The sequence below is a fragment of the Methanoregula sp. genome (genome assembly GCF_023227875.1).
Classification (GTDB): domain Archaea; phylum Halobacteriota; class Methanomicrobia; order Methanomicrobiales; family Methanospirillaceae; genus Methanoregula.
In genome coordinates this window covers 1-24,090 of the sequence record NZ_JALOCH010000021.1, presented here as the reverse complement: position 1 = coordinate 24,090, position 24,090 = coordinate 1, and the positions used below count along the sequence as shown (strand labels likewise).

The window sequence follows — 24,090 nt, the reverse complement described above, 5'->3', positions numbered from 1 at the left end:
CTCCAGCCAGAAGACCACGAACACAAAGATTGCAAACCAGATCGCAGGAACCATACCAAAGACCTGGATGAGCAGGATAGCCAGCACATAACAGAAGAGTGCGTTTAATGCAATTGCCGTTGGCTGGGTGAATCCATCAACGAGTTTGTTGCCAAATGCGATCAGAATGCCAATACCGAGAAAAAGGTTCGAGATGAGTGGCCAGTAGAAGTCAGGTGAAAAACCGAGAACCTGCATAATGACCGGGTGCAGGATACCGATAATCAGGGCTACTGCAAGAAAAATGAAACCTGCAACCGGCTGCCGGAGTTTCTGAACCGGCCAGCGGTCGCACATCGAGATCAGGAACGCAGTCCATACAAAAAAGAGTGCATACACGCTCAACATGGCTGCATCCAGACCGAAGAAAATTTTTCCCACGAGGGTGAAGAGGACAGATGCTATAAGAACAAAGATAATCGGGATGATCCCGCGAAGGGGTTGCTGGTTGAGTGTCATGTCAGGTTACCTCGAATTTTTCCCGGCTTTTTCTTTGATGGAGTTTTCTTTTGAACTGCTTTTTTTGTTGACAGCGCAACAAGTTTCTTTTTGAGCGACCGGAGATTTTCTTTCGCGATCTGTGGGTCTTTTGGGGGTACCTGACCGGCTGCCTTCCATGCAGGATTGAAGATCAGGTCAAGCAAATGAACGATCTGCCCTTTCTGGCCGGCAATTGTCTCACGGCATGTGGCGCAATAGGTGACGATCTCCCCTTTCGCTTCCTCGATCGTCCGCCTGGTCTTCGCAGCACCAACTTCGGCGTTTGCGGCATAGACCATTCCACCCATGCCGCAACAGTGCGTGGTCCTGCCACTATGCCCGGTCTCGATAAATTCGTGTCCGCTCTGCCGGAGGAGTACACGGGCACTTTCCTGGATCCCCCGCTCGTTCCTGGTCGAGCAGGGATCGTGAATCGTGTAGGGCGCATGATGAGCAGACTTCTGTGCGGGAATTCCTATCTCTTCAAGAATCGTATAGAGCGAGATGGGGTTCAGTTCTGGCCGGTTCATTTTAAGGAGTTGATAGCAGTACGGGCAGGCAGTAATGATCCCAGTGGCACCCATCCGCCGGAAGTCCTCAGCGATCCCATCCTCGATTTTCGTAGCAGTACCTGTATCGCCAAGCAGGTATACCGGTCCACCGCAGCAACCGAGCATAATACCGGTCTCCGGCAGGCTTTTGCAGATATGCTCATAGGTTTGCAGGACGAGGTCCGGAGAATATGCAGAAAGGGCACAACCCGGGAAGAAGAGAAACTGTGCTTTTTCTTTCCCGGGGGCCGGTAGTGTGACTCTGATTTCATCGGATATGTAGAACTGCTGGATCTCTTTGATCGGGGCATGCTGGGGCAGAGGGGCACTGCCGTTTTTCACCATCTCTTCGCGTATCTCAAATATCATTTTGCCGATATTCAGTCCCTCAGGGCATCTGACTTCACATAACCCGCAGAGATTACAGGAATAGGGAATGATTGGATCATCAGCAAAACCGGTTTCCTGGAAATGCTCTGCAAGATCTTTGGGACCTGCACCGTATTTTGACAGATAATCACAGTCTTCTGTGCAGATACCACACCTAGTACAATTGTCGATAATAGTTTGAAGTTCACTCATGGTGCTCACGCTTTGAAATCGTAATCAATCGGTATGCCCGGTATATTCACAATTGTGAATGTTTTTATGTTGGGGATTATGCCCCGATAAATATAAACCTCGCGGCAGATATTACCGCAATTTGTTGGGATAGTGCGATCAATTATTTTTTTAGAGAATCGATCTGTGATGGGTGCTGAAGCCCCACATTATCGCAAAAAATAGCTGATAATTTTAGTCGATTTCCATTTTTATTGAAATCCGGTTCCGGGATATATAAGATGAGACACCATTTTTTAATTAAAAAACAGGAAACAGGATACTGGACAATGCAGATTTTTTTTAAGGTTCGGGGAAGGGGAACGTGCAGGACTCTCTGAAAACCAAAGGTATCCTCAGGCTGCCGCAGGTTGTTGCCCTCTATACTGGAGCAGTCCTTGGCTCGGGTATCCTGATCCTCCCCGGGCTGGCCGCTGAACTTGCCGGCCCTGCTTCCCTTATCGCATGGGGCCTGATGGCAGTCCTGGTCGTGCCGATGGCCCTGACCATGGGGCTCTTATCTGCCCGGTATCCTGATGCCGGGGGAGTCTCCTCATTTGTTTCAAAAGCCTTCAACCCGCAGCTCGGTTCATTGATCGGCTGGTTCTTCCTCCTGTCTGTCGTTGTCGGTGCTCCGGTCCTGGCTCTCACGGGAGCCGGGTATGTCTGCGCAGCCGCCAGTCTTGGGGACACCTTCCGGCTCCTGATTGCGATTGCTATCCTGTCCGCAGGCATTCTTCTCAATTATACCGGCATGAAAATTACCGGTCAGGTTCAGGTGGCAGTCGTCCTGACAACAATTATCGTCATCATCGTCACTCTTTTCGGAAGTTTTACTGCTATTGAACCTGCCAACTTCACGCCTTTTATGCCCTATGGCTGGGAAAGTGTGGGTCATGCATCAGCCGTATTGTTCTGGTGCTTCATAGGCTGGGAAGCGATTTCGCATATCTCCGGCGAGTTTGAAGACCCGCAGCGGGACGCGATACGGGGGACCCTGATTGCCGCTGCGATCATCAGCATCCTTTATTTTCTCACGGCTTTTGTGGTAGTCGGGACGCACAGTTATGGCCAGGCTCTCTCCGATGTGTCGCTGGTCCACATCATTAAAACCTCGTTCGGCCCATCCGGTGCTATAGTCACCGGTGTCGCGGCCCTCTTCATCTGCATGGCACCGGCCATCGCCTACATCGGGGCTGCCTCCCGTCTTGCGTGTTCACTGGCTACCAACGGGTTTGCACCACACCTGCTGGCCCGCAGATCCGAAAAATACCATACACCTTTGGGAGGTCTCCTGTTCCTTTCGGTATGTTTTACAATTCTGCTGATTGTGTTCAGCACCCGGCTCGTCTCGCTCTCCACGCTGATCCAGATTCCGAGCGGCACCTTCATCCTGACTTATATTGGCGGTTGTGCCGCCGGCATTGTCCTCTTAAAAGACAGCAGGTACGGAGTGATGATCAGCGTCATTTCCTTAGTCCTGACTATCGCGATATTTTTGTTTGTCGGGTGGGCGGTCATGTATCCGCTGGTCATCACGATCTGCTGGTACTTTTTTATCGTAATCCCCCGCCATCAGCGGGAATTGTTAAAGCAGTGATGAACAATGGGAAGGTACTGATCCCCTCTTCCCGTAAAGAGATCGTCAGGTCTGTATCCCCGGCTGGATAATCCGGGAATATGTGTCGCCTTAAAACGATTTCATGGAAAAAGAAAAAGAGATTTGGAGAATTTTCTCCTGTTTACGGATTAGTATGAGTCATCAGGCCGGAGATCTGCTTCTTGCCACTTCCCCGGCAGCACCGACAAAGACCAGGTGCTCCTGGATCCGGATACCTTCTGCATAGGATTCCAGCGATACGGGAATTGTTTTTCCCGGGCACTGGTACCCCAGTTCCGTGCTTGAAGGGATAATGTGCCAGTACAGGACATGCTGCCTGAAACGGGCGGTATCCCGGAAGAACCCGAACCCGATTGTTCCGTAGGTCACAGCTGCTCCGCCTCCTTTGCTGCAAATTCCTGGAAGATGGGATTGGTTGAATAATCATAGTAGTGCATGAGGGTGCAGACGGTGTTCATGTGGGTGCGGGCCTGTACGAGCCGGTCAAGCATCTGGCAGGTGTCCTGGTACAGGGTATCGAGATCCTCAGCTGAGCCGTACGTTTCATCCTCATGGAGGTTCGCCGCATGCTGAAAGAAGAACCGATCGTGCAGGTGCAGATGGTTCCTTACAGCAGCAGCTTCTCTGTCAAGCTCGTCAACCGCGGTGACGATGGAAGACAGGTTGTGGAGAATTTTCTGCCGGTATTTCAGGCGATTCTCGCGGTCTATAGTTGTCTGCATGGTTAGTATAAGGTCGTCTTTTATGCATATAAGGAATAATTTAGAGGCAAAAATTGCATATTAATATGATTAAAGGTAATAGTTCCATAATCGAGAGAACACTATCCTGCCGCATTTAATATGATTTTTAATCGATTGGGGCTGTTTTTACGGATTTCTCCAGTGATAAATACCATTCAATTAGATAACGTTGTTGAGGATTTTGAAAAATTCCCAAAAATCTCCCGGTATAAACCCGTTCAATCCGGACGAATAATTCCGGAAAAGGTTCTTGGGTAGTGTATCAAAATCGTCTGTCGTGTATCAATCTTTGACACGACATATCAGGTAATACAACAACTGGAGTTGACTAAAAATGGCAAACGCATATCTGAAAATTGATATCGATACGGGAAAAGAGAAGGAAGTAAAAGCTGCACTGAAAAAGATTACCGGAGTAAAAAGTGCAGACTTTGTAACAGGATCACAGGATCTTGTGGCCCTGGTCGAAGGTAAAAATTATGAAGAGATCGTGACCAAAACGTTAGGAGAGATCCGGAAGGTGAAGGGGATAAAAAAGACGGTAACAGACTTTGTGTTTGAGTGGGCTTGATCGCCTTAACATTTTTTTTAAGTAAAAATGCCCTGATCTCCTAGGGAGCAGCAAAGGAGAACAGGGCAGTTTCACTACACGAATTTTGAGAGTATCTTAAGATTGGGATGAGGGTCCGGAAGCACTCATGGCCTTTTTCTCCAAACGAGTAATGTTGTGAAGCCAGACAATATGCCTGGCAGGCCGTTATCTTCAGCCGGATTCAGGAGCAGTCCGGACCGGGATCGCATCTTAACCATCCCGGGCTGGCGTACGGTTCGTACGGACCGGAGATACTGCGACTCACGAGTTCCCGGTTGATCTCACGTACGAATCCGAATTATGCGTTTGAAACGATCAGTATGGGTCGTACCCTGCCCATTGTGCCGGTTGCAAAATATCTCGTTGTGATGAATTCCCTGCTCAACGGAGTGATATCAGAATATGCAGAAATTATAAGTATTCATAAAAATGACATACTTAGGTAATTCACAATTGTGAACTCCGCCGGGGGCCTGACCAACAGCAGGTGTCAGTCCACAGCACGGAAACGATGAGTGCAAATACTCGTTTTTCCTTTCTGATGAGTTTACCCTTGAACATACAATTTCCTGCGGTGAGAACAGACCTCTGCTTTGCAGGAGGGAGCATCATTATGAAACTTATATCTCTGATCTCGGGAGGAATCGACTCACCGGTGGCAACGTACCTCATGATCCGTCGCGGTGTTGAGATCGTTGCAGTCCATATGGACAACCGGCCCTTTACCGATGAAAAAAATTTAGACAAGACTTTGAACCTGGTCCGGCACCTCCGGACATTGACCGGAACACCGATCAAGACCTACGTGGTTCCCCACGGACCTAACCACATCACCATTGCACGGAACTGTAACCGTCACCTGCACTGTCTTTTCTGCCGGAGAATGATGTACCGTATCGCGGAACGGATTGCAGAACGAGAAGGTGCTGACGGGATCCTGACCGGGGAATCGGTGGGGCAGGTGGCTTCGCAGACACTCCAGAATCTTTCGGTAGTGAACCGGGCCATAAAGTATCCGGTCATCCGCCCTCTCATTGGTTTTGACAAAGAAGAGATCATTACTATCGCCCGTAAGATTGGCACGTACGAGATCTCCACGCTCCCGGGCCTTTGCTGCACCATCGTTCCCAAACAACCCTCGACTGCCGCAAAGCCGGAAGATGTCCTCAATGAGGAAAGCAAAATTGATATCGATTCTCTAGTAGAAAAATCACTGGAAGGGATGTATGTATTCGGTCCTGAAGCCCTGTAAAACATCGGCCGCTTTCGAAGCAATTCCCCGGGAGCGGTTCACTCTCGACCTTGACCTGTGTGAGGACATTTTTAGAAAAGTCTGCACGATCATTACCCACGCAGGGATTATGTTGATCGTAAGCGATCAATGTGAGGTCTCGATCCACAAGGACGGAAGGCTCATCCTCAAGACCGATTCGGGAGACGTTGCCCGCGAGCAGGCCGGGCGTATTGCCGGATGGCTGGAAGGAACACCTGCGATACGAAAGCACCGGGATTCTGGATCTCTGAAAAAGTAACTCCCGTAAGCAGGAAAAAGAGAGGGGTCAACGAATTGAGGACGGAACTTTTGGATCCGGCTCCACAAATTACCTACAATCCTATATACCGTGCATAGACAGAACGGGCCATAGCCTCATCTCTGGTTCCCTTGATGATTGCCCGTCCGTCACGGAAAACTGAGATCTCTTCTGTTCCGGACCGGAAGGTGAGCATGTACGGGTGGAGACGTACCTCGCCAAGCCTTGATAACCGGAGTTCAAGATCTTCCAGAGTGATCTCCATCGGGGATGAGGGGATGATCTGGATCGCGTCTCTCCCACAGAGTGATGTTATCATCTCCCGGGAGACCGCATCCAGAAAATCCATCTGACCATGTACGCAACACGGGCAGTCCGGTCGTCTCCCAACTGCTACCCGATCGAATGTGTTCCGCCATCCATCAATATGTATCATGTACGAGATCTCATCCTTTGGGTCGAACTGTCCCGTCAGGATTTGGTACGCAAAGGTACACTCAATAGAGGCGATGAGGGGAGGCACTGTATTTAAAACTCCTGCAATGTCGCATGTCTGCAACAGGCCGGGTCCGGGGAGCGAGGGAACGAGACACCGGAAACAGGGAGTTTTGCCGGGAATGATGGGCATCACCATGCCACCGGTCCCGACGACGCCGGCATAGATCCAGGGGATGCTGTTCTTTACGCAGATATCGTTGATGAGGAAACGGGTCTGGAGGTTGTCGGTCCCGTCCATTACCACGTCCGCACCTTCAAGGAGTTTTTCGGCATTCGATATGTTGAAGTCTTTTACCTGTGCCTCAATCTCAACGGACGAATTGATCTTTTGCAGGATCTCAGCAGCGGCTACAGCCTTGGGGCGGTTCAGATCTTCCTCGCTGTACAGGATCTGCCGCTGCAGGTTATGCAGTTCAACCAGATCACGGTCGATCAAAACAACCTGTCCAATCCCCGCCCGCACCAGTGAATTGGCCACGGAACTTCCTGTTGCCCCAAGGCCCACGATGACTGCCCGACTCTCTTTGAATTTTTTTTGCCCCTCTGTCCCAATTTCGGGAAGGATGATCTGGCGGCAGTACCGGTTCTTTGTCGGATTGCGGGAATCCGGAACGGATCCGGTATCATCTTTTTCTGTGGGTATCATCCCGTCATCTCCTCTTCATCCGGTACCTGACCGGAAACGTGTTCCTCATTCCCGCCACTCCGTTCATGATCGAAAGAGTCCTGATATCTGCTCTGCACTGGTGAATGCTCCGACATATGTTCCCCGGTTTTCCGATGTTAAAAGTCCCCGGCAATTTTCCTGACGGTGTCTACGAGCAGCTCCGCATCTTCGATCGTGTTATAGCAATGCAGGCTTGCCCGAACCGTGCCATCTTTCAAGTTCAGGTGTTCCATAAGGGGCATGCAACAGTGATGGCCTGACCGTACCATAACATTTGCCTCACCGTCTAGCATGACCGCAACATCGTGGGGGTTGAGTCCCTTGACGGCAAACGAGATGACCCCGATCCGGCTGCCGGTCGGCCCGGGTCCAAAAACCTCCACGTTCTCTATACCGGTAAGTCCTTCGATAATGTACCGGGTGATCTGCTGCTCGTGGTTCCGGATATTCTCCATACCCAGCGCTTCCAGGTAATCGACAGCCCGGGCAAGACCGATGGCCCCTGAAATATTCGGGGTTCCGGCCTCGTAACGCTCGTACCCATCGGTGAGGGTGTATCCCTCAGCAGTGACCCGTTCCACGCTTCCTCCACCCACAAGAAGGGGTTCAAGGCAGGGAGTTTTCATGAAAAGGACTCCGGTACCGGTGGGACCGAGCATCTTGTGCCCTGAGAAACAGAGGAAATCGCAGCCTAAGCGTTCCACATCCACCGGCATGTGCGGGACCGACTGGGATCCGTCAACGAGAAGGAGTGTCCCATAATCCCGGCAGATTTTGGCAAACTCGCTGATGGGCACGATATTTCCCAGTACATTCGAAGTCTGGCTGATGGCAACGAGGCGGGTCTGCTTTGTGATGATCGCCTCAAGGGCGGCTGGATCCAGGGTGCCGTCCCTTGCAGGTGTCAGGAGCTGGAGATCAATGTCGTACCGGTTGCGGAGACGCATCCAGGGAAGGAGATTACTGTGATGCTCAAGGAGCGTGGCAATTACCTGATCTCCCTTCTGCCACGGGAGCCCCGATGCAACTGTATTGATTGCCTCGGTGGAATTTTTAGTTAAGACCAGTTCACCTTCCGAAGCATGAATGAATTTCCTGATCTTCAGGTGGGCATCCCGGTACTTCTGGGAGGCCTGCTGGGCGATCCGGTGGACCCCCCGGCCGGCATTTGCCCGGAACTTGTGCTCGTATTCGAGCATTGCTTCAAGGACCGGCTCCGGAGAGAGGCTCGTAGCTGCACTGTCAAGGTAACAGACTTCAGAGAGGAGAGGGAAATCCTTACGGATAGTGTCAAAAGTCATAGAACCCCGCTTTGGAATCGCTGAAAATACATCCCGGATCTCAATCCATCAATTATTACCATTGAATACCTCCGATCCGTTTCTGGCATAGTCGTGTCTGGCAATCCTTTTTGATATTTTCCTGGATATTTTCCCGGGCAGTCAGGGAGCAAAGTTCCCTGTTGAAATGATTGTACATCATATGAATTCACAATTGTTAATATCTTGCGATACTGCTGCCGGAATAACGGATATTTTTCATGCCATGAGAGCATTTCAATTCAGCCCCCGAGTACTTTCTGCTGGATCATAATGAGTGCAATAACGATGAGCAGGATTCCAAAACCTTTCTTGATATGATCCGCATGAATTCGCGGTGCAATGGACGCCCCAACATATGCTCCGATTGCCGCACCCGCCCCGTACACGATAAGAAATGGCAGGGAAATATGTCCGAGGACTGCATGGGTAGAAGCACCCGTGATGGATGTGGGAATGATCGCAAGAAGAGATGTGGCAACCGCAAAATGAACCGGAATACCAATTGCCACAAGAGCCGGGACGAAAAATGCCCCCCCGCTGGTCCCGGTAATTCCGCTCACCAGCCCTCCCATCGCCCCCCAGACCACAAGATGAAGGCAGGAAATCCGTAATGGTTCACGTTGACCTGTACCAGAAGGATTCACAGAAAAGGATGGACCCCAGGTGATCGCCGGGACGATACACAAGCGGGGAACCAGCATCTGAAGGGACATGAGAATCAGCACGAGCGCGAAAAGGACAACAAGGATCCTTGCGTCGAAATACATAGTGATGAGAGAGCCCAGCGCAGAAAAGATCATTGCGGGCAGGACCAGGAAAGCGGCAAGGGTAACGAGGACCTTCTTCTGTTGCCGGTACACGATAGTTGCGGCACAGGATGAAAAAACCATCACCGCAAGACTGGTTCCCACCGCCATCTTCGGATCAAAATTAAATATCAGCGTGAGCGTCGGGACATAGAGAAAACCTCCTCCCATCCCTATGATGGAGGCGATAAGGCCGATCCCTGCTGCAATAAAAAATGCGAAGATGGTTTCAAACACGCGGATTACTTCCTCTGGTTTATTATCGGATCATGTGCTCTCTGGCAGGCAAAAAAAATCTGCTGCATACGGTTCCTTTCAGATCCTGTCTTTTCTTTCACCCGGGACCCCGGGTTACCATTGCGGGACCGGGACAACCAATCCCATCCCGGATTTTGATCTCCATCTCTGTCATTACCCGCCGGCAACCGGGGGGAACACCGCAATATCGTCGCCACTTCCGACAAGGGTTTTTTCCGCATCGGGATTGTCAATGCGTTTCCCGTTCTGCATCAGGATCACAATCTCGCGGAATTTTCCCTGTTCATCAAAGATCAGATCATAGCCCTGCTGGTTCCTCCGGGCTACTTTCTTCACAAGGCTCTCAAGGGTAAGATCCTTTTCATCCTCTACATCAATATCAGTCCCGAGCAATTCCCGGAACCGTGCGAAAAACCGTATTCTGATACTCATTTTTTCCTGCCAGATGCTCTTGTCTTCATCTTCCCGCATGGGGGGATGCCGGGTTCCCTTGTCCATAATTCTTCTGACGTGTTTTTCCAACCTGTGCGATATGAAAGGGTGAAGGATTATGAGCTGATTTTTAGTTTCTTTATGCCGTGAGGACTATATATGTGATAATTTATCGGCAAATCTTTCCTGATCCTGCATTAACCGTATCAGGATCCTTAAGAATTCTATCCAACTGTTCAGAATTATGATCAGATCACTATCCCGTCATTATAGTGATGGGGTTCCGGATGGATCTCACGGATAAGGGATTGTTCAAAGATCGCATGTTCATCGACAGGGTGGGAGATATACCCCAGTTCATGCAGGGTACCGACAAACTTCATCGTGGAGGTAACGTATTCCCGGGGCAGGGATGCGCAATATTTCGGGGAGATGCGGTAGGTATCCAGCACAAATGCCTCATCCACCATACCGGTAGTTGTTGCCACAATGCGGGCAGCAGCACGCGGATCGTGCCGGATCAGCTCACAGGCTTCTTCGTGAGCCAAAAGAAATTGCAGGAGAAGATCTTTTTGTTCAAGCATATCTCGCATGACCACGATCCCATAACTCGGATTGAACGGCCAGAGCTTGTCCGGAGGAACCACAAGACCCGCGTTTCCATATCGCTGTGCGGTTACGGCAAGAGCGGGAGTGCCTGCAGCAGCAGCAATCTCTCCCTGAACGAGCGCATCAGAGAGAAAATCCGCCCAGGGATAATCTTTCACGGTGACATCGCAGATACCGTGTTCCCGCAGCAGTTCGTGTACGATGACATCGTGGATAGATCCTTTTGGGGGAGTACCGATCGCTTTACCGGAGAACTGGCTGAGGAACTCTGGCATATTGTTGAATGTAGCAAGAGGTTCGATCCCGGAACCGGCTATGATAACGGTTCCCTCAACATGACCGCCCGCAATGCAGGCAAGAGGGAGCCCGCGATCAATGCCGATGATGACCGGGGGGAGACCGATGAATCCAAGATCAAGAGCGCCGGCCTGCATGGCGCTGATGATGTCGGGTCCGGATGGATACAACTTCCAGCGGGCATCGATCCCGCGATCCGAAAGTGTCTGTGAACCCCTGAGCAGGAACGCGGTATGGTACATTGTCGAAAGATGACCGATACGCAGAGTGGTTTGTGCTGACATGCTTCACCCGATCCTTTTCACCACGGCATTAATCGCTTCACTGACAACGGAGAGTTCGGGGCGGAGCATCCCGACCGGGACATCTACGATCTTTTCAACGATCGATGCAAGGATCGGTGCACAGATGATGCCGGAGGCCCCGTCTTTTTCTGCCCGAGCAGCGGCAATAATACATTCCTCAAGTGAATTAGCAGAATAGCCCCGTATTCCGAACTTTTTTCCCTGGAAATCGACCTCGCGTATCTCAAGGGAATCGAGCAGGAATTTTGCTGCAATGATCGCGATGAACCGGTTCTTTTCCGGCTCTAACACCGCAACGATCTTCTTGACGGTCGAAAGTCTTGGATCCCGTTCCCCTAGCGTGACTTTATAGAGGGTGGATGTGGGAATGCCCGTGAGATCCGCAAGTTCCCGCACATTCATGTTTTTCCGTTCCAGTTCCTCGTTCAGCGCCGTGGTAAAATCCGTCTCGAAAATCCGTTTTGAAAGCATATTATCCTTTATGTATCATTTTTAAGATTATAATTGTTATTATAAGGATAATTTATTTGCAGTTTTGGGAAATTTTATCTACTGCCCGCACCATGATTCCGGTGATGCACAGCGAACAGACGTACGAGATCACGATTCTTCCCGGCAGGAACCGCGACGGAGAGATCGAAGGGTTCGACCAGATCCTCATCCGTCCCGGCGACACTATATCCATTGTAGGCCCCACCGGCTCCGGGAAATCAGCCTTCATCAACGATATTGAGGTTCTGGCACAGGATGACACCGTTACCGGACGCAGTATTCTTGTCAACGGAAACGAACCCCCGGAAGAGATGGCGCGCGACCCGGCAAGAAAACCGATTGCCCTCATCACGCAGAACACCCAGATCATTGCGGATCTGTCGGTAGGAAAGTTTCTTGCCCTGCATATCAGGGCACGGGACACGGATGCCCGGCAATTGATCGATCGCACGATTGCGCTGGCCAATGAATTTACCGGCGAGAAGATCAAGGAGTCTGTTCGCATCAGTTCACTCTCGGGTGGCCAGACCCGTTCGCTCCTTATCGCAGATGCGATCCTGGTCGGTCAGACCCCAATCCTTCTTCTCGATGAGATCGAGAATGCCGGCATTAACAAGGAGCGGGTGATTACCTGCCTCCGTGAATACCAGAAGGCAGTAATCTTTGTTACCCACGACCCGTACCTCGCCCTGATCACTGACCGCCGCATCATCATGAAGAACGGGGCGGTGTCGGCTGTGATAGAACCCAAAGGCCGCGAGAAAGAGATCGTTGCCACGGTGACCGGTATGGATGCATCTCTCTGGGATCTCCGCGAGAAGATCCGTGCCGGGGAGCTGTTCCCTGACCGGCAGACCTCTGCAAAGAAGACCGGAGTACCTGCATGAAGCTTATCATGGTAGCCGGCCCGCCCAGCGCGGGAAAGACCGCGGTTATCCGCCAGATCATCAAAAAATTCAATAAGTCCGACAAGCCCGCGTACCTCAAGATCGATGTAGTCCGGGCATTCGAAGACGAGGAACTTCGCGAGGAGTTCGGCATCCATACACGGAAGGTTTATTCCGGAGACCTCTGTCCTGACCATATGGGCATCATGATCCTCCAAGACGCCATCCAGTGGGCCGAGGGACTCAAAGCCGGTATGCTCATTGTCGAGAGCGCGGGTCTCTGCCTGCGCTGCACACCGTATACAACGCAATCGTATGGTATTGCCGTACTGCCCGCAGTCTCCGGGAGCAATTCCCCCCTCAAGATGGCACCTCTCATCGCGCTTGCCGATTCGGCAGTAGTAACAAAGACCGACCTGGTCGCCCAGGTAGAGAAGGAAGTGTTCCGGGAGTGCATCCGGAGCGTGATTCCCGCCATCGATATTATCGAGACGAACGCGATTCAGGGCACCGGTCTCCGGTTCCTGTTCCAGGCAATTGCAAAACAACCGGAGATTTCTGACGTGAAGACGATCACACTCCGGGGCACGCCCCCGCTCGGGGTCTGTACGATCTGTGTCGGCAAGAAGGAGATCGGGTGGCAGCACCACTTTGGTGTGATCCGGCCGCTGGAAGAGGCTGACAATATCTACCGGGGGGACTAGATCTTGACATGGACGCCCCCGGGCAAGGACTGTGGAGCCTGCGGAGTTGCGAGCTGTGACGATTTTGTCAAAGCGGTTAAAAAGAAAAATAAGGCAAACGAGGACTGTACGTTCTATTCCCCTGAACCTCTTGGTCCCACAGATAAGACCAGTTATTCCGGCACCGATGTGACCGGTGCGAAGTATGATTTCATCATACGGGCATTCCCCGGAGAACCCTCGGCCCGCAAGTTCGTTGTTCCCTTCCGGGCTGACCTTGTGGAGAAGTGGGATATCCAGAAAGGACATCTCGTTCTCGGTCGGCCGGCAGGTCCCGGCTGCCCCATCTACCATGCCCTCCGGGTTCTGTCGGCGAACCCGATCACCGGCGTCATTGAATGCCATACGGTCGGACCGCTCGAAGCAAGGAAGGAGCAGGGGCCGGTCCATGATGTGCAGGCGTACCATGTCCACGCCTTTGAAGGCATTGCCGAGACCGTACTCCGGCCACCAACGCTCGGCCTGCGCCAGCGTTTCCTCCCGGGGTACTGCATGATCGACCTGTCGCACACGGCGCTCGTGAACATGGTACTGAAGAAAAAAGACGGCGTGCATGTACGGGTAGAGGACATCCGTATCCTGTAAGGTCATGATACCCAAGTACCGGATCCGGTGTGTTGGCGGAAACGAGATTGTAGAAGACATCTCCCTTCTCTCCTGCCCCAAAGGACACAACTCACTGGTACGGACAGAATACTGCTGCAGGAAACTGCACCTCACGCCCCATCCGGGGATCTACCGTTACCTGGCGTGGCTCCCGGTCATCGCTCCCCTCCTCCCCTCCGGAGGACCGGTCACCTTCACCAGTGACGAACTCTCCCGCGAGCTCGGGCTCACTCATCTGTCGATCTCATTTTCCGGTTATTTTCCCGAACGGGAAGCACACCTCACCACCGGTTCATTCAAGGAATTCGAGGCATCGCCCACCATGCAGCGATTGCAGGAACTGGGGGGGAAGATTCCGGTGATCGCGTCGGCAGGCAACACCGGCAGGGCCTTTGCAGAACTGTCCGCACGGTGCAGAAGGCCGGTCGTTATTGTAATTCCTAAAAAAGCAGTCCCCCGGCTCTGGACAACAGAGCCGGCGCAGGCAATCTTCCTTGTTGCTGTGAAGGGAGATTATTCGGACGCGATCGCAATGAGTAATACTCTTGCTGCCGTTCCCGGGTGCGTGCCGGAAGGCGGTGCAAAAAACGTGGCCCGGCGGGATGGCATGGGGACGGTGATGCTCGATGCCGCCGTAACAACCGGCAGGATTCCCGATCACTATTTCCAGGCAGTAGGCAGCGGTACCGGGGCGATCGCTGCATGGGAAGCTGCGATGAGGCTTATTGGCGATGGCTCGTACGGGAACCGGCTGCCCTGCCTCCACCTTGCCCAGAACGAACCCTTCACCCCCATGGTATCGGCATGGGCAGCCCGGCGGCGTGAGATCATTCCGGAGGTGGATATGCCCGATGCGATACACTGCATCGGGAAGGTCATGTCCGATGTGCTGACAAATCGTAACCCTCCGTACAGTATCCAGGGCGGACTCTTCGATGCATTGCAGGCAACGCAGGGACACATGTACGGTGTCCCGAATGTTGCAGGGACAGAAGCGGAGAAGCTGATCCGTGACACCGTGGGAATCGATCCCGATCCTGCGGCTGCAATTGCCACGGCGGCACTGGTCGAGGCAGTGGAAAGGGATATTATCGGGCCCGATGATCATATTCTCCTGAACCTTACCGGCGGGGGATATGAACGGATTCGCGAGGATTTTACTCTCCATACGGTCAGTCCCTCCGCGATCATGCGTCCGGATGAACCACGGGAAGCACTCGCTGCACAACTCACAGAATGGATCAGGCACCATGGATGAGAACCAGATCATAAACGAACTGAAGACACAGGGAATAGATCTTGTCAGTGCTATCCCCTGCGACCGGGCAAAAGGACTCTTCTTTAAACTGCCGGAAGAGTTCCGGCATATCGGCCTGACCCGGGAAGAAGATGGCGTTGGGATTTCTGCGGGGGCATATCTTGCCGGTGCACGCCCCCTGGTTGCACTCCAGAGTTCCGGTCTTGGGAATATGTTCAACGCGATCCTGTCGCTTACCTCAACATTTGGTCTGCCGCTCCCGATCCTCGCAAGCTGGCGCGGGGGAGAGAACGAGGTAATTCCGGCACAGATCCCGTTCAACCGCCCGCTCCCGAAAATCCTGTCTGCGGCCGGAATCCCGTACACAATCATCTCTGATCCTGACAGGCCGGAAGTGATAGGCAACGCTGTTTCTGATGCATTTGCCAAAAAGACCCCGCATGTCATCCTTGTTCCCCAGGACTGCCTTTTTGAAACTGCGTGCAGTGCGACCTGTTCGTCTCCTGCAAACTCCCGTCCGTTTTCCCTGTCCTATGAACGGGACTGGCGTATACCGGTAATGACGCGATACGATGCAATCAGGAAAATTGCCCGCCATGTAACCGATGAAGTGCTGGTCTCAAATATCGGCGTTCCCTCAAAGGAACTCCATGCGGTAAACGACCGCGATGAAAACTTCTACATGCTGGGAAGTTACACCCAGGCCTCCGCTATTGGTCTTGGTATTGCCAACGTACGACCGGATAAACGGGTGATCGTGCTTGATGGTGACGGGAGCCTTCTGGGATCATCCATCCTTCCCGTAATTGCCGGAACAGCGCCGGAAAACCTGACCATTGTCGCACTTGACAACGGGGTCTTTGGCAGTACCGGTAACCAGCCCCGGCCCGGCGCCGATACCGCTGATCTCCGGCTGATGGCTATTGCCGCAGGGTTTGAATATACCTGGACCGTGCACGAGCCAAAGGAGCTGGAATCCGCTTTCTTTGCTTCGGCAGAGAACGGACCTTCGTTCATCCATGTCCGGATCAATCCCGGAAACCGGGATGTGCCGAACATTCCCCTCAGCCCAGTACAGATACGGGACCGGTTTCAATCTGTGTTTTCCTCTTCAAAGGAATAAATCTGGTTTTTTTTAGAAAATCTGCCGGAAAAAAGTATTAGCCGGGGGGTGACGACTCCCCGGGTATCACAGCGGGTGCGTGCTGTATGTTGAATGAGGCGATATGTTCCGTTATGTGTATTTAACATGGCGGGTGTGTGTGAATCTGTCTGACACGTATGGATCGAGGACGTGAGATCAGGATATTCTCGTCATGGACACATACCATGGACAGCAGCTCGTCTTCGGATTATACGGGATGCGGTTCGTGGGGTGCCTGTCCTTGTCAGCTCCGATTGACGACAATACTGCCCGGAGCTCCGGATACCGCTGAACCGCTCTACCGGCCTTACCGGCGATATGCCGGAGAAGGCACGGGCAGCGGTGCCGGATACGTCCGGGTCAGCTGCGGGTTTTGCGATATTTCCGTTGGGTGTGTTCATGCCTGTTTTCCTGTTCACGCTTGTGAACACACAGTATGATGCAGGCAGCATAATATACCCTGATTTTGCAACAAATTTTGCCGTATTGCCGCGAAATTCTTATCTTCATGAGCGTATCTTACCCCAGAAAATTCAGGATTTATACCCGGGCTTTTGCTGGAAACCAAGGTATAATATCTGACCCCGACAATTAACAATTGTGAAGTACCGGAAATACCGCAACTCTGTGCGGAATTATTTCCGGATTCGTTAGAGGGAAAAACCATGACAAAGATTCATGACAATATCACGGCAACGATTGGCAATACACCACTCGTGCGACTGAACCGAGTCACCCGCGGCGCGGGTGCAACAGTCATTGCCAAGCTTGAATCCTTCAACCCGATGAGCAGTGTGAAGGACCGTATCGGCGTTGCAATGATCGATGAAGCTGAGAAGCGGGGATTGATCAACAAGGACACGATAATTCTTGAAGCAACGAGCGGTAATACCGGTGTTGCCCTTGCGTTTGTAAGCGCAGCCCGGGGGTACAAGTTCACGCTGGTGATGCCGGAGACCATGACCGTAGAGCGACGGAAACTTGCAAAGGCATTCGGTGCAGAGATTGTTCTCACACCCGGCGCTGAAGGGATGAAAGGAGCAGTAAGTACTGCTGAGAAGATGGCAGCAGAAAACCCGAAGTACTTCTACATTCCCCAGCAGTTCAACAACCCGGCCAATCCGGCAATCCACCGTAAGACAACGGCAGAAGAGATCTGGCGTGATACTGACGGGCAGATAGATATCCTCGTTGCCGGTGTGGGAACCGGAGGGACTATCACCGGTATCGCAGATGTGATCAAGAAAAGAAAACCTTCATTCCGCGCCATCGCTGTGGAACCCGATGCTTCCCCGGTTCTCTCCGGGGGATCGCCCGGCCCCCATCGCATCCAGGGTATCGGCGCAGGTTTTGTCCCTGCGGTGCTCCAGCGCGATCTGGTCGACGAAATTATCCGTGTAAAAAATGAGGATGCATTCGAGACTACCCGAAGACTTGCAAAAGAAGAAGGCATCCTTGCCGGGATCTCCGGCGGGGCTGCAACCTTTGCAGCGCTTGCTGTTGCAGCACGTCCTGAGAATAAGGGCAGGATGATTGTCGTTATCCTGCCGGATACGGGAGAACGGTACTTGAGTATCCCGGATCTTTTTGAAGCATAAGGGAGTTGACCATGGTTTTCGATCACCTGCGGGAAGATATACGGGCAATCTTTTCCAAGGATCCTGCGGCCCGCTCAACGCTTGAGATCCTTTTCTGTTACCCCGGGCTCCACGCTCTCTGGTTTCACCGGAGAGCCCGCTGGCTCTGGATTCATAACTGGAAGTTCTGGGCAAGGTTCCTTTCCCACATCAGCAGGTTCTTAACCGGCATTGAGATCCATCCCGGAGCACAGCTGGGGCGGAGGGTGGTTATCGACCACGGCATGGGCGTTGTTATCGGCGAGACCGCTGAGGTTGGCAACGATGTCCTCATTTACATGGGGGTAGTACTGGGCGGTACGGCTCTTGACAAAGTCAAGCGGCATCCAACGATTGATGACAACGTCATCATCGGCTCTGGTGCAACCATTCTTGGTCCCATCCGGATTGGGAAAGGGGCAAAAGTCGGTGCCGGTTCGGTCGTGGTCCGGTCCGTACCCGACGGTGCAACCGTTGTTGGTGTACCGGGCAGGATTGCCGGGCCGGAACCCGGGGAAGCGGAAGAAGTAATTGAAGAGGTCATGCCCGATCCCGTACTCCGGGTGATAAGCCGGCTGCTGGACCGTCAGAACCAGGTCGAAGAGCGGCTTCGCACCATTGAGCAGACCCGGCCCGGCCAGGAATCCGCATTGGTTCAGCAGGATATCAACTGCGTGAACCAGATCCGCGAGGCATTGAAGGAAGTGCTTGATCCTGAGGTTGGTATCGATATTGTTGACCTCGGGCTCATCAAGGAGATCCGGGTGAAGGGCAAGAGCGCGGAGATCGACATGGTCCTCACGTGCAAGGCCTGCCCCCTCTCCGATCACCTGTCTGATCAGGTCCGTCGCAGGACGATCGGGATCTGCGGGATCGAGAACGTGACCGTGAACGTACTGGACGAACCATGGAACTGGGACCGGTATGTGAAACAGCGGGGCAATCTCCGGCTGATCTGATACAGATCTGTAACGGCGAACCCACCCGCCGGTCCTTTTTTTATTCGGTCTTTTAAACCTGCGGATAGCGGTAAAAATCACGATTGTGATTTCTTTTATCAACTCATATCTCCAACATCGTAGGATACGTGCGGGAGCCGGCAACTCTGGTCCAGCCACCAGACCATTCCCGCAGATCCGTAAGTCCGGCATGTAAGTAAAGGAGAAACCTCATGGAATTAGCAGAACTCAGGCATGGCACCGAACTCCTCAAGCGGGGATTTGCCGCTATGCAGAAAGGCGGTGTGATCATGGATGTCGTGAACGCCGAGCAGGCACGGATCGCAGAAGAAGCCGGTGCCGTTGCGGTGATGTCTTTAGAACGCGTGCCATCCGATATCCGGAAGGCCGGCGGGGTTGCCCGCATGGCAGATCCTGAGAAGGTGATCGAGATCATTGAGGCAGTCTCTATTCCCGTGATGGGCAAGGTGCGGATCGGCCATTTTGTCGAGGCACAAATACTGGAGGTGCTCGGCGTGGACATGATCGATGAAAGCGAAGTTCTCACCCCGGCTGATGAGGAGTTTCACATCGAGAAGACAAAGTTCACCGTCCCGTTCGTCTGCGGTGCCCGTAACCTTGGAGAGGCGCTCCGCCGCATCAACGAAGGTGCAGCTATGATCCGCACGAAAGGCGAGGCCGGCACCGGCAATGTGGTTGAGGCCGTACGCCACATGCGGGCGATCCAGGGAGGCATCCGGACGATCCGTAAACTCGAACCGCAAGAACTTGTCGCATATGCCCGCGAGATCGAAGCCCCGGTGGAGCTGCTCATCGAGACCGCGACCCGGGGCCGGCTGCCGGTCGTGAACTTCTCGGCCGGTGGCATAGCCACTCCTGCCGATGCAGCTCTCATGATGCAGCTGGGCGCGGACGGGGTATTCGTGGGCTCGGGAATATTCAAGTCTGAGAACCCGGCCCGCCGGGCGAAAGCCATTGTCGAGTCAGTAAACCATTTCACAGATGCCACAATCATTGCAAACGCGAGCAAGAGTCTCGGGGAAGCGATGCCCGGGCTGGACGTGCACCTGCTGACAAAGGAAGAGACGCTTGCGACACGGGGGAGATGATATCTCGTTTGAAACAGACCATTCCCATGAGGATACGCTCCTTTTGGTTTTTGTCAGGGATATATGACTCGGACGGACGTTGAAGAAGGAATCTGATGCACGATGGGGATTGAATGATTAATCCTCTTTTTGTGCTATTGATTGGTATTGGAGAATTCGTACAGCGGAGTAATTGGTTAGTTAATAATTCGAATTTAAATGCCCATATTTTATAGTTAAGGATTATAGGTATCCGAAAAAAGACTTGAATTATTTTAAATCAAAAATCGTATAAAATGAATTAATACCTCAATGACCGTTATGATTAATTGGTACAATGTGGGACGAAGGATTACTTGACGAACAAAAAATTGCAGCATCACATTGCGGCTCTCATGCATGTTTATTAGCGGGTCCGGGAACAGGTAAAACGCGTACTCTGCAAAGACACGTTGTTTTTTTAATTAATGAAAAAAATGTCCCACCAAACCAAATTCTTGCATTAACATTTACGCGAGCAGCTGCTTTCGAATTAAGAAAAAGAATTGCGGAGATAATTGGAGAAGAACATGCATTACCTCGGGTATCAACAATACACTCTTTCGCATTAAGACAAATATTAAAAAATGCTGATACAATCCAATCAATCCCAAAACCACTGCGAATTGCTGACGATTGGGAAGAGAGAAATATTATTTTTGAAGATCTGAAGGATATTCTGAGTTCCGATATCAAAACAATTTCAAAAAAATTTAATCTTTTATCAGCTGATTGGCAAACCTTGGATGCCGAAAAAGAAAGATGGGAGGAAAGGTTCCCTGATCCGACTTTTTTAGGGGCATGGCATCAACATAGAAAAATTTACGGTTATACATTACGGGAAGAACTGGTTTATCAACTAAAAAGATCGCTTGAGCAGACGGATAATTTCTCTTTGGAATCGGATTATTTGCATTTATTAGTTGATGAATATCAGGATCTGAATCGCTGTGATATGGGGATCGTCTTCGCTTTGAGGGACCGAGGGATGGAAGTCTATGCAGCTGGTGATGATGATCAAAGCATATATGGTTTCAGATTTGCTCTACCAAAAGGAATACGACGGTTTAATGAAGATTTTGATCCTTCACAATTTTTAACTCTGAAAATATGCGTAAGATGCGATAAAAATATTATCAGACTTGCAACATTTGTTGCAAATTTAGATCCTTCACGGATTAAAAAGCCATTGAACCCAATGCCTGATGCTTCAACAGGAGCAGTCCATATTCTTAGATTTGAAGATCAAGATAATGAGGCAAAAGGTATTGCCACAATTTGTAATTATTTAATCAAGAAAAAAGGGATTCCACCCAATGAAATTTTTATTTTAACACGTAGTGATCGCCATGGACTATTCTCATCAAATATCAGAGATGCCTTAGTGTCCCGAGATCTTCCCGTAACGGTTCCAGATACGGATTCAATTCTTGATACAGATGAAGGTAGAAAGTTTATTGCACTTCTAAATTTATTAGAAAATCCTGAAGACAATTTGGCATTAAGAACGATTCTTCATATTGAACGAAACAGAATTGGTAAAAAATCATACGCAAAAATCTACGAATTAGCAAATCAAGTGGGAATTACTTTTTCGCAAGCCGCGTATAAAATTCAACACGATTCAAATTTGATTCCAAGGGACGGGAAAAAAATTGCAGGGGCAATAGATTTTATTAATAAAAAAATTTCGATACACACAAAAATGATCGAACTCTTTGAAAGATCAGTTGATAGAGACGAAATTTTTGAATCGCTTATCCATTTTGTCGAAGACATTATTCCAGATAGCGAAAATAAATCAAAACTCACAAAATATATAAAAACTGTAATTGATGAAACCGATCCCTCTGATTTTAAGAATCTAATTCAGATATTGTCCGCGACGGTAAATGAGATTGAACAGGCACTTGATCCGGAAAAGATCAATATTATGACAATGCATAAGGCCAAAGGTCTTACCGCAACAGCAGTGATCCTTGCAGCATGCGAAGATGAGTACATTCCTGGAAGACAAACCGAAGAGATGGAAGGGGATGAAAGACGTTTGTTGTACGTATCATTATCAAGAGCAAAGAAATTTTTATACATAACATATTGTAATCAGAGAACCGGGCAACAAACTCATACAGGTCGCAGTTTTGGAAATGCAAAACGGACATTAACACGGTTTTTGTGGGATGCACCAAACAAGCCTTTAAGCGGGCAGAAATACGTAGAAAAATTAAAAATTTAATTTTTCGCATCCATAGACACAAACTTGGATTCGGATTCATAAAATATTCTAATAATTTTGCCCAGATGATAAATAAAACCGTAAAAAGACTAACACAAGATAAAATTTAATAATTTACTCGATTTTAGGAATTATTATTTCACGTATTGCAGATTTCATGATTATTATTTTATCTTCTTCGGTGGGGAGGATTACAGTATAACTATTCTCATTTTCGTCAATAATGTACGCATCTTTTAAAAAGGGTGGATTTCTAAAATTAGGAGATCTTGAATAATTTTGTTCTTCATTTAATTTTATAATACATTTTTCATTGGGTAAATTTTGGAAACGTTTTGTCCAAAAGTACATCAGTAATAGTGTAATCTCCAAAAAAATGAGTAATAAAAAATCAAAATCCAAAGAATACCCTAAGTAAGCAACCAAGATAGTTAAAATAAAAATATACGAAGAAATACTATCATTTTTGTCAGTCTTTTTTACTTCATTGAATTTTTCTATTGCTTCGTAATTTTCAAAATTCTTCCGATAATAATAAGGCAATGGTATCAAAATTATCACATTAATCCACCCTATTGTTAAGGGAAGTAATTGTTTGACAATATCAAAATCCATTTTTATTACCTCTACAATTATTGCGAATAAAGTGTAAATTGCGGTGAAAACCCATAAATTTACGAAAAATCCGAAATATTTCTTTTGAGTTTCTCCATATTTTTTTGAATTTCTATCATCTCCCAACATTTCGAAAAAATGTGCATAAACGATAATTGCTCCCAATAATCCAATTGCTATAGAGATTTTTTCTAATGAGAAGGATGCATTACTTGACAATGTACATGAGTTGATTGGACAATTGAGAGTATACGAAACATTATCGTAAAAAAAAGATGCAATATTTTGTAATTGCAGTGTTTCAGGATTGATAGCAACTTTATTTGTCCAGATTAAACCAACCAAAACAATAAGAGCAATAAAAAATTCCAAGATAACAATTTTATTAATTAACTCAATTCTTGTTTTTATTTTTTCGAAAGACCATGTTTCGTATTTCTTTAGATCATTCTCGACAGAATTTTTCTTATCCTTATTAAAGAAGATATCAATAACAACATAGTAAATTATAATTGCAATAGATGCGATCGCTAAAAGCAATAGTAAAAGGATACTCAATAGAACGAAAATTGCGGTTACTAATGAAATTATTTCGGGATCCATATTTCTAACGATAATTGTCCTTCAGTTCAATAAATCATCTGCTTTCATTTTTATCGCCCTATCCTAAATATCCCAAAGGAAATATGAATCTTCCAAAGCTTGGACCCCAGATTTTATAGGGCTATATCTGCTACTTCATGTAGAGGCATGGCAGCGAGCGGATTATTTCCCCGCACCCAAAAATGAGTGCCGGGCGAACTACTCATCCACTGGTAGGGGATCCCCCCTCTCATCTGGAAGGGAGGTGGGGCCCCCTCATGTGCCCGGAGGGGTACCCACCCCCCATGTCTGTCCTAACCAAATATTTACAAAAATTTCAGGCACTTTTTGCCGCAAACCTGATCCCTTATTTTCCCCGGCGTCAACCGTATAGAGAATGAAGCCTGCAACGCCCGGTACCCCTCCGTTGTCACGGAACAACACCATAACCCGGTTTTTTTCCACCCATCCCT

General features: G+C 49.8%; 25 protein-coding genes and 1 pseudogene. 13 read left to right on the top strand and 13 right to left on the bottom strand.

The features are described from left to right. The 3 genes and pseudogenes from M0R30_RS14300 to M0R30_RS14810 all read right to left on the bottom strand — a co-directional run. Positions 1-498 (bottom strand): hypothetical protein (locus tag M0R30_RS14300; RefSeq protein WP_292548109.1); only part of this gene is annotated, 498 nt, incomplete at its 3' end. Continuing rightward, entirely contained in the window at positions 495-1,439 is a 945-nt protein-coding gene (locus tag M0R30_RS14295) for a (Fe-S)-binding protein (RefSeq protein WP_292548107.1), read from the bottom strand. The genes M0R30_RS14295 and M0R30_RS14300, both read right to left, overlap by 4 nt. 21 nt (positions 1,440-1,460) lie before the next feature. Then, a pseudogene (locus tag M0R30_RS14810) lies at positions 1,461-1,652 on the bottom strand (4Fe-4S dicluster domain-containing protein); the annotation flags it as partial. A gap of 343 nt (positions 1,653-1,995) precedes the next feature. On the opposite strand from M0R30_RS14810, the gene M0R30_RS14290 reads away from it, so the two are divergent. Beyond that, positions 1,996-3,270 (top strand): amino acid permease, encoded by a 1,275-nt coding sequence (locus tag M0R30_RS14290; RefSeq protein WP_292548105.1) that lies wholly within the window; start codon positions 1,996-1,998, stop codon positions 3,268-3,270. A 162-nt stretch (positions 3,271-3,432) separates the two neighbouring features. Here M0R30_RS14290 and M0R30_RS14285 read toward each other — a convergent pair whose 3' ends face one another. Together M0R30_RS14285 and M0R30_RS14280 are read right to left on the bottom strand one after the other, a co-directional pair. Next, a complete protein-coding gene (locus M0R30_RS14285; protein ID WP_292548103.1) occupies positions 3,433-3,660 on the bottom strand; it encodes a hypothetical protein in 228 nt (75 codons plus the stop codon). Next, on the bottom strand, positions 3,657-4,013 hold the full coding sequence (locus M0R30_RS14280; protein WP_292548100.1) for a hypothetical protein: 357 nt from the start codon (positions 4,011-4,013) through the stop codon (positions 3,657-3,659). Before M0R30_RS14280 ends, M0R30_RS14285 begins: the two co-directional genes overlap by 4 nt. A gap of 355 nt (positions 4,014-4,368) precedes the next feature. Here M0R30_RS14280 and M0R30_RS14275 point away from each other — a divergent pair, with 355 nt between their 5' ends. The 3 genes from M0R30_RS14275 (at position 4,369) to M0R30_RS14265 (ending at position 6,158) form a co-directional block, all read left to right on the top strand. Further along, positions 4,369-4,605, top strand: a complete 237-nt coding sequence (locus tag M0R30_RS14275) for an Lrp/AsnC ligand binding domain-containing protein (protein ID WP_292548098.1) — start codon at positions 4,369-4,371, stop codon at positions 4,603-4,605. Positions 4,606-5,239: 634 nt separating this feature from the next. Then, positions 5,240-5,878 (top strand): hypothetical protein, encoded by a 639-nt coding sequence (locus tag M0R30_RS14270; protein ID WP_292548096.1) that lies wholly within the window; start codon positions 5,240-5,242, stop codon positions 5,876-5,878. Beyond that, positions 5,853-6,158: a hypothetical protein gene (locus M0R30_RS14265; protein ID WP_292548094.1), complete on the top strand. Its 306-nt coding sequence runs from the start codon at positions 5,853-5,855 to the stop codon at positions 6,156-6,158. Before M0R30_RS14270 ends, M0R30_RS14265 begins: the two co-directional genes overlap by 26 nt. Before the next feature lie 73 nt (positions 6,159-6,231). Here the strand turns inward: M0R30_RS14265 and M0R30_RS14260 are convergent, their stop codons facing one another. The 6 genes from M0R30_RS14260 to M0R30_RS14235 form a co-directional block, all read right to left on the bottom strand. After that, positions 6,232-7,302: a ThiF family adenylyltransferase gene (locus M0R30_RS14260; protein WP_292548092.1), complete on the bottom strand. Its 1,071-nt coding sequence runs from the start codon at positions 7,300-7,302 to the stop codon at positions 6,232-6,234. Between the two features lie 137 nt (positions 7,303-7,439). Continuing rightward, positions 7,440-8,624 (bottom strand): cysteine desulfurase, encoded by a 1,185-nt coding sequence (locus M0R30_RS14255; RefSeq protein ID WP_292548090.1) that lies wholly within the window; start codon positions 8,622-8,624, stop codon positions 7,440-7,442. Positions 8,625-8,884: 260 nt separating this feature from the next. Beyond that, on the bottom strand, positions 8,885-9,688 hold the full coding sequence (locus tag M0R30_RS14250; protein WP_292548088.1) for a sulfite exporter TauE/SafE family protein: 804 nt from the start codon (positions 9,686-9,688) through the stop codon (positions 8,885-8,887). A gap of 174 nt (positions 9,689-9,862) precedes the next feature. After that, a complete protein-coding gene (locus tag M0R30_RS14245) occupies positions 9,863-10,180 on the bottom strand; it encodes a MoaD family protein (protein WP_292548087.1) in 318 nt (105 codons plus the stop codon). 209 nt (positions 10,181-10,389) lie between these two features. Beyond that, the gene (locus M0R30_RS14240) at positions 10,390-11,331 is read right to left on the bottom strand and encodes an ABC transporter substrate-binding protein (RefSeq protein WP_292548085.1); all 942 of its coding nucleotides are present in this window, start codon (positions 11,329-11,331) and stop codon (positions 10,390-10,392) included. Positions 11,332-11,334: 3 nt separating this feature from the next. Next, positions 11,335-11,823, bottom strand: a complete 489-nt coding sequence (locus M0R30_RS14235; protein ID WP_292548083.1) for a helix-turn-helix domain-containing protein — start codon at positions 11,821-11,823, stop codon at positions 11,335-11,337. Positions 11,824-11,927: 104 nt separating this feature from the next. Here M0R30_RS14235 and M0R30_RS14230 point away from each other — a divergent pair, with 104 nt between their 5' ends. From M0R30_RS14230 to M0R30_RS14190, 9 genes are all read left to right on the top strand, one after another. Then, entirely contained in the window at positions 11,928-12,731 is an 804-nt protein-coding gene (locus M0R30_RS14230) for an ATP-binding cassette domain-containing protein (RefSeq protein ID WP_292548081.1), read from the top strand. After that, positions 12,728-13,435 (top strand): GTP-binding protein, encoded by a 708-nt coding sequence (locus M0R30_RS14225; RefSeq protein WP_292548079.1) that lies wholly within the window; start codon positions 12,728-12,730, stop codon positions 13,433-13,435. Before M0R30_RS14230 ends, M0R30_RS14225 begins: the two co-directional genes overlap by 4 nt. Before the next feature lie 3 nt (positions 13,436-13,438). Further along, positions 13,439-14,059, top strand: a complete 621-nt coding sequence (locus tag M0R30_RS14220) for a (Fe-S)-binding protein (protein WP_292548077.1) — start codon at positions 13,439-13,441, stop codon at positions 14,057-14,059. A gap of 4 nt (positions 14,060-14,063) precedes the next feature. Continuing rightward, complete coding sequence (locus M0R30_RS14215; RefSeq protein ID WP_292548075.1) at positions 14,064-15,338, top strand: cysteate synthase; 1,275 nt, start codon at positions 14,064-14,066, stop codon at positions 15,336-15,338. Next, the gene (gene comE / locus M0R30_RS14210; RefSeq protein ID WP_292548073.1) at positions 15,331-16,461 is read left to right on the top strand and encodes a sulfopyruvate decarboxylase subunit beta; all 1,131 of its coding nucleotides are present in this window, start codon (positions 15,331-15,333) and stop codon (positions 16,459-16,461) included. The genes M0R30_RS14215 and comE overlap by 8 nt, the downstream gene beginning before the upstream one ends. 686 nt (positions 16,462-17,147) lie before the next feature. Further along, positions 17,148-18,080 carry a cysteine synthase A gene (gene cysK, locus M0R30_RS14205; protein WP_292548071.1) on the top strand — a complete coding sequence of 311 codons (933 nt, stop codon included), beginning with the start codon at positions 17,148-17,150 and terminating at the stop codon, positions 18,078-18,080. Between the two features lie 11 nt (positions 18,081-18,091). Continuing rightward, positions 18,092-19,057, top strand: a complete 966-nt coding sequence (gene cysE / locus M0R30_RS14200; RefSeq protein WP_292548069.1) for a serine O-acetyltransferase — start codon at positions 18,092-18,094, stop codon at positions 19,055-19,057. 212 nt (positions 19,058-19,269) lie between these two features. Next, a complete protein-coding gene (gene pdxS, locus M0R30_RS14195) occupies positions 19,270-20,166 on the top strand; it encodes a pyridoxal 5'-phosphate synthase lyase subunit PdxS (RefSeq protein ID WP_292548068.1) in 897 nt (298 codons plus the stop codon). Positions 20,167-20,482: 316 nt separating this feature from the next. Next, on the top strand, positions 20,483-22,420 hold the full coding sequence (locus tag M0R30_RS14190; protein WP_292548065.1) for an ATP-dependent helicase: 1,938 nt from the start codon (positions 20,483-20,485) through the stop codon (positions 22,418-22,420). A 114-nt stretch (positions 22,421-22,534) separates the two neighbouring features. Here the strand turns inward: M0R30_RS14190 and M0R30_RS14185 are convergent, their stop codons facing one another. Both M0R30_RS14185 and M0R30_RS14180 read right to left on the bottom strand, forming a co-directional pair. Beyond that, positions 22,535-23,638, bottom strand: coding sequence for a hypothetical protein (locus M0R30_RS14185; RefSeq protein WP_292548063.1), 1,104 nt, complete (start codon positions 23,636-23,638; stop codon positions 22,535-22,537). 255 nt (positions 23,639-23,893) lie between these two features. Further along, a partial coding sequence (locus tag M0R30_RS14180; protein ID WP_292548061.1) for a hypothetical protein occupies positions 23,894-24,090 on the bottom strand: 197 nt, incomplete at its 5' end.

What these genes read in the sequence shown, in the direction of transcription:
- M0R30_RS14215 (WP_292548075.1), top strand. Translation starts at nt 14,064, where the DNA reads ATGATACCCAAGTACCGGATCCGGTGTGTTGGCGGAAACGAGATTGTA.
- M0R30_RS14265 (WP_292548094.1), top strand. Translation starts at nt 5,853, where the DNA reads ATGTATTCGGTCCTGAAGCCCTGTAAAACATCGGCCGCTTTCGAAGCA.
- M0R30_RS14190 (WP_292548065.1), top strand. Translation starts at nt 20,483, where the DNA reads ATGTGGGACGAAGGATTACTTGACGAACAAAAAATTGCAGCATCACAT.
- M0R30_RS14280 (WP_292548100.1), bottom strand. Translation starts at nt 4,013, where the DNA reads ATGCAGACAACTATAGACCGCGAGAATCGCCTGAAATACCGGCAGAAA.
- cysE (WP_292548069.1), top strand. Translation starts at nt 18,092, where the DNA reads ATGGTTTTCGATCACCTGCGGGAAGATATACGGGCAATCTTTTCCAAG.
- M0R30_RS14230 (WP_292548081.1), top strand. Translation starts at nt 11,928, where the DNA reads ATGCACAGCGAACAGACGTACGAGATCACGATTCTTCCCGGCAGGAAC.
- M0R30_RS14270 (WP_292548096.1), top strand. Translation starts at nt 5,240, where the DNA reads ATGAAACTTATATCTCTGATCTCGGGAGGAATCGACTCACCGGTGGCA.
- M0R30_RS14255 (WP_292548090.1), bottom strand. Translation starts at nt 8,624, where the DNA reads ATGACTTTTGACACTATCCGTAAGGATTTCCCTCTCCTCTCTGAAGTC.
- M0R30_RS14225 (WP_292548079.1), top strand. Translation starts at nt 12,728, where the DNA reads ATGAAGCTTATCATGGTAGCCGGCCCGCCCAGCGCGGGAAAGACCGCG.
- M0R30_RS14275 (WP_292548098.1), top strand. Translation starts at nt 4,369, where the DNA reads ATGGCAAACGCATATCTGAAAATTGATATCGATACGGGAAAAGAGAAG.
- M0R30_RS14185 (WP_292548063.1), bottom strand. Translation starts at nt 23,638, where the DNA reads ATGGATCCCGAAATAATTTCATTAGTAACCGCAATTTTCGTTCTATTG.
- M0R30_RS14260 (WP_292548092.1), bottom strand. Translation starts at nt 7,302, where the DNA reads ATGATACCCACAGAAAAAGATGATACCGGATCCGTTCCGGATTCCCGC.
- M0R30_RS14295 (WP_292548107.1), bottom strand. Translation starts at nt 1,439, where the DNA reads ATGATATTTGAGATACGCGAAGAGATGGTGAAAAACGGCAGTGCCCCT.
- cysK (WP_292548071.1), top strand. Translation starts at nt 17,148, where the DNA reads ATGACAAAGATTCATGACAATATCACGGCAACGATTGGCAATACACCA.
- M0R30_RS14235 (WP_292548083.1), bottom strand. Translation starts at nt 11,823, where the DNA reads ATGCTTTCAAAACGGATTTTCGAGACGGATTTTACCACGGCGCTGAAC.
- M0R30_RS14240 (WP_292548085.1), bottom strand. Translation starts at nt 11,331, where the DNA reads ATGTCAGCACAAACCACTCTGCGTATCGGTCATCTTTCGACAATGTAC.
- comE (WP_292548073.1), top strand. Translation starts at nt 15,331, where the DNA reads ATGGATGAGAACCAGATCATAAACGAACTGAAGACACAGGGAATAGAT.
- pdxS (WP_292548068.1), top strand. Translation starts at nt 19,270, where the DNA reads ATGGAATTAGCAGAACTCAGGCATGGCACCGAACTCCTCAAGCGGGGA.
- M0R30_RS14245 (WP_292548087.1), bottom strand. Translation starts at nt 10,180, where the DNA reads ATGCGGGAAGATGAAGACAAGAGCATCTGGCAGGAAAAAATGAGTATC.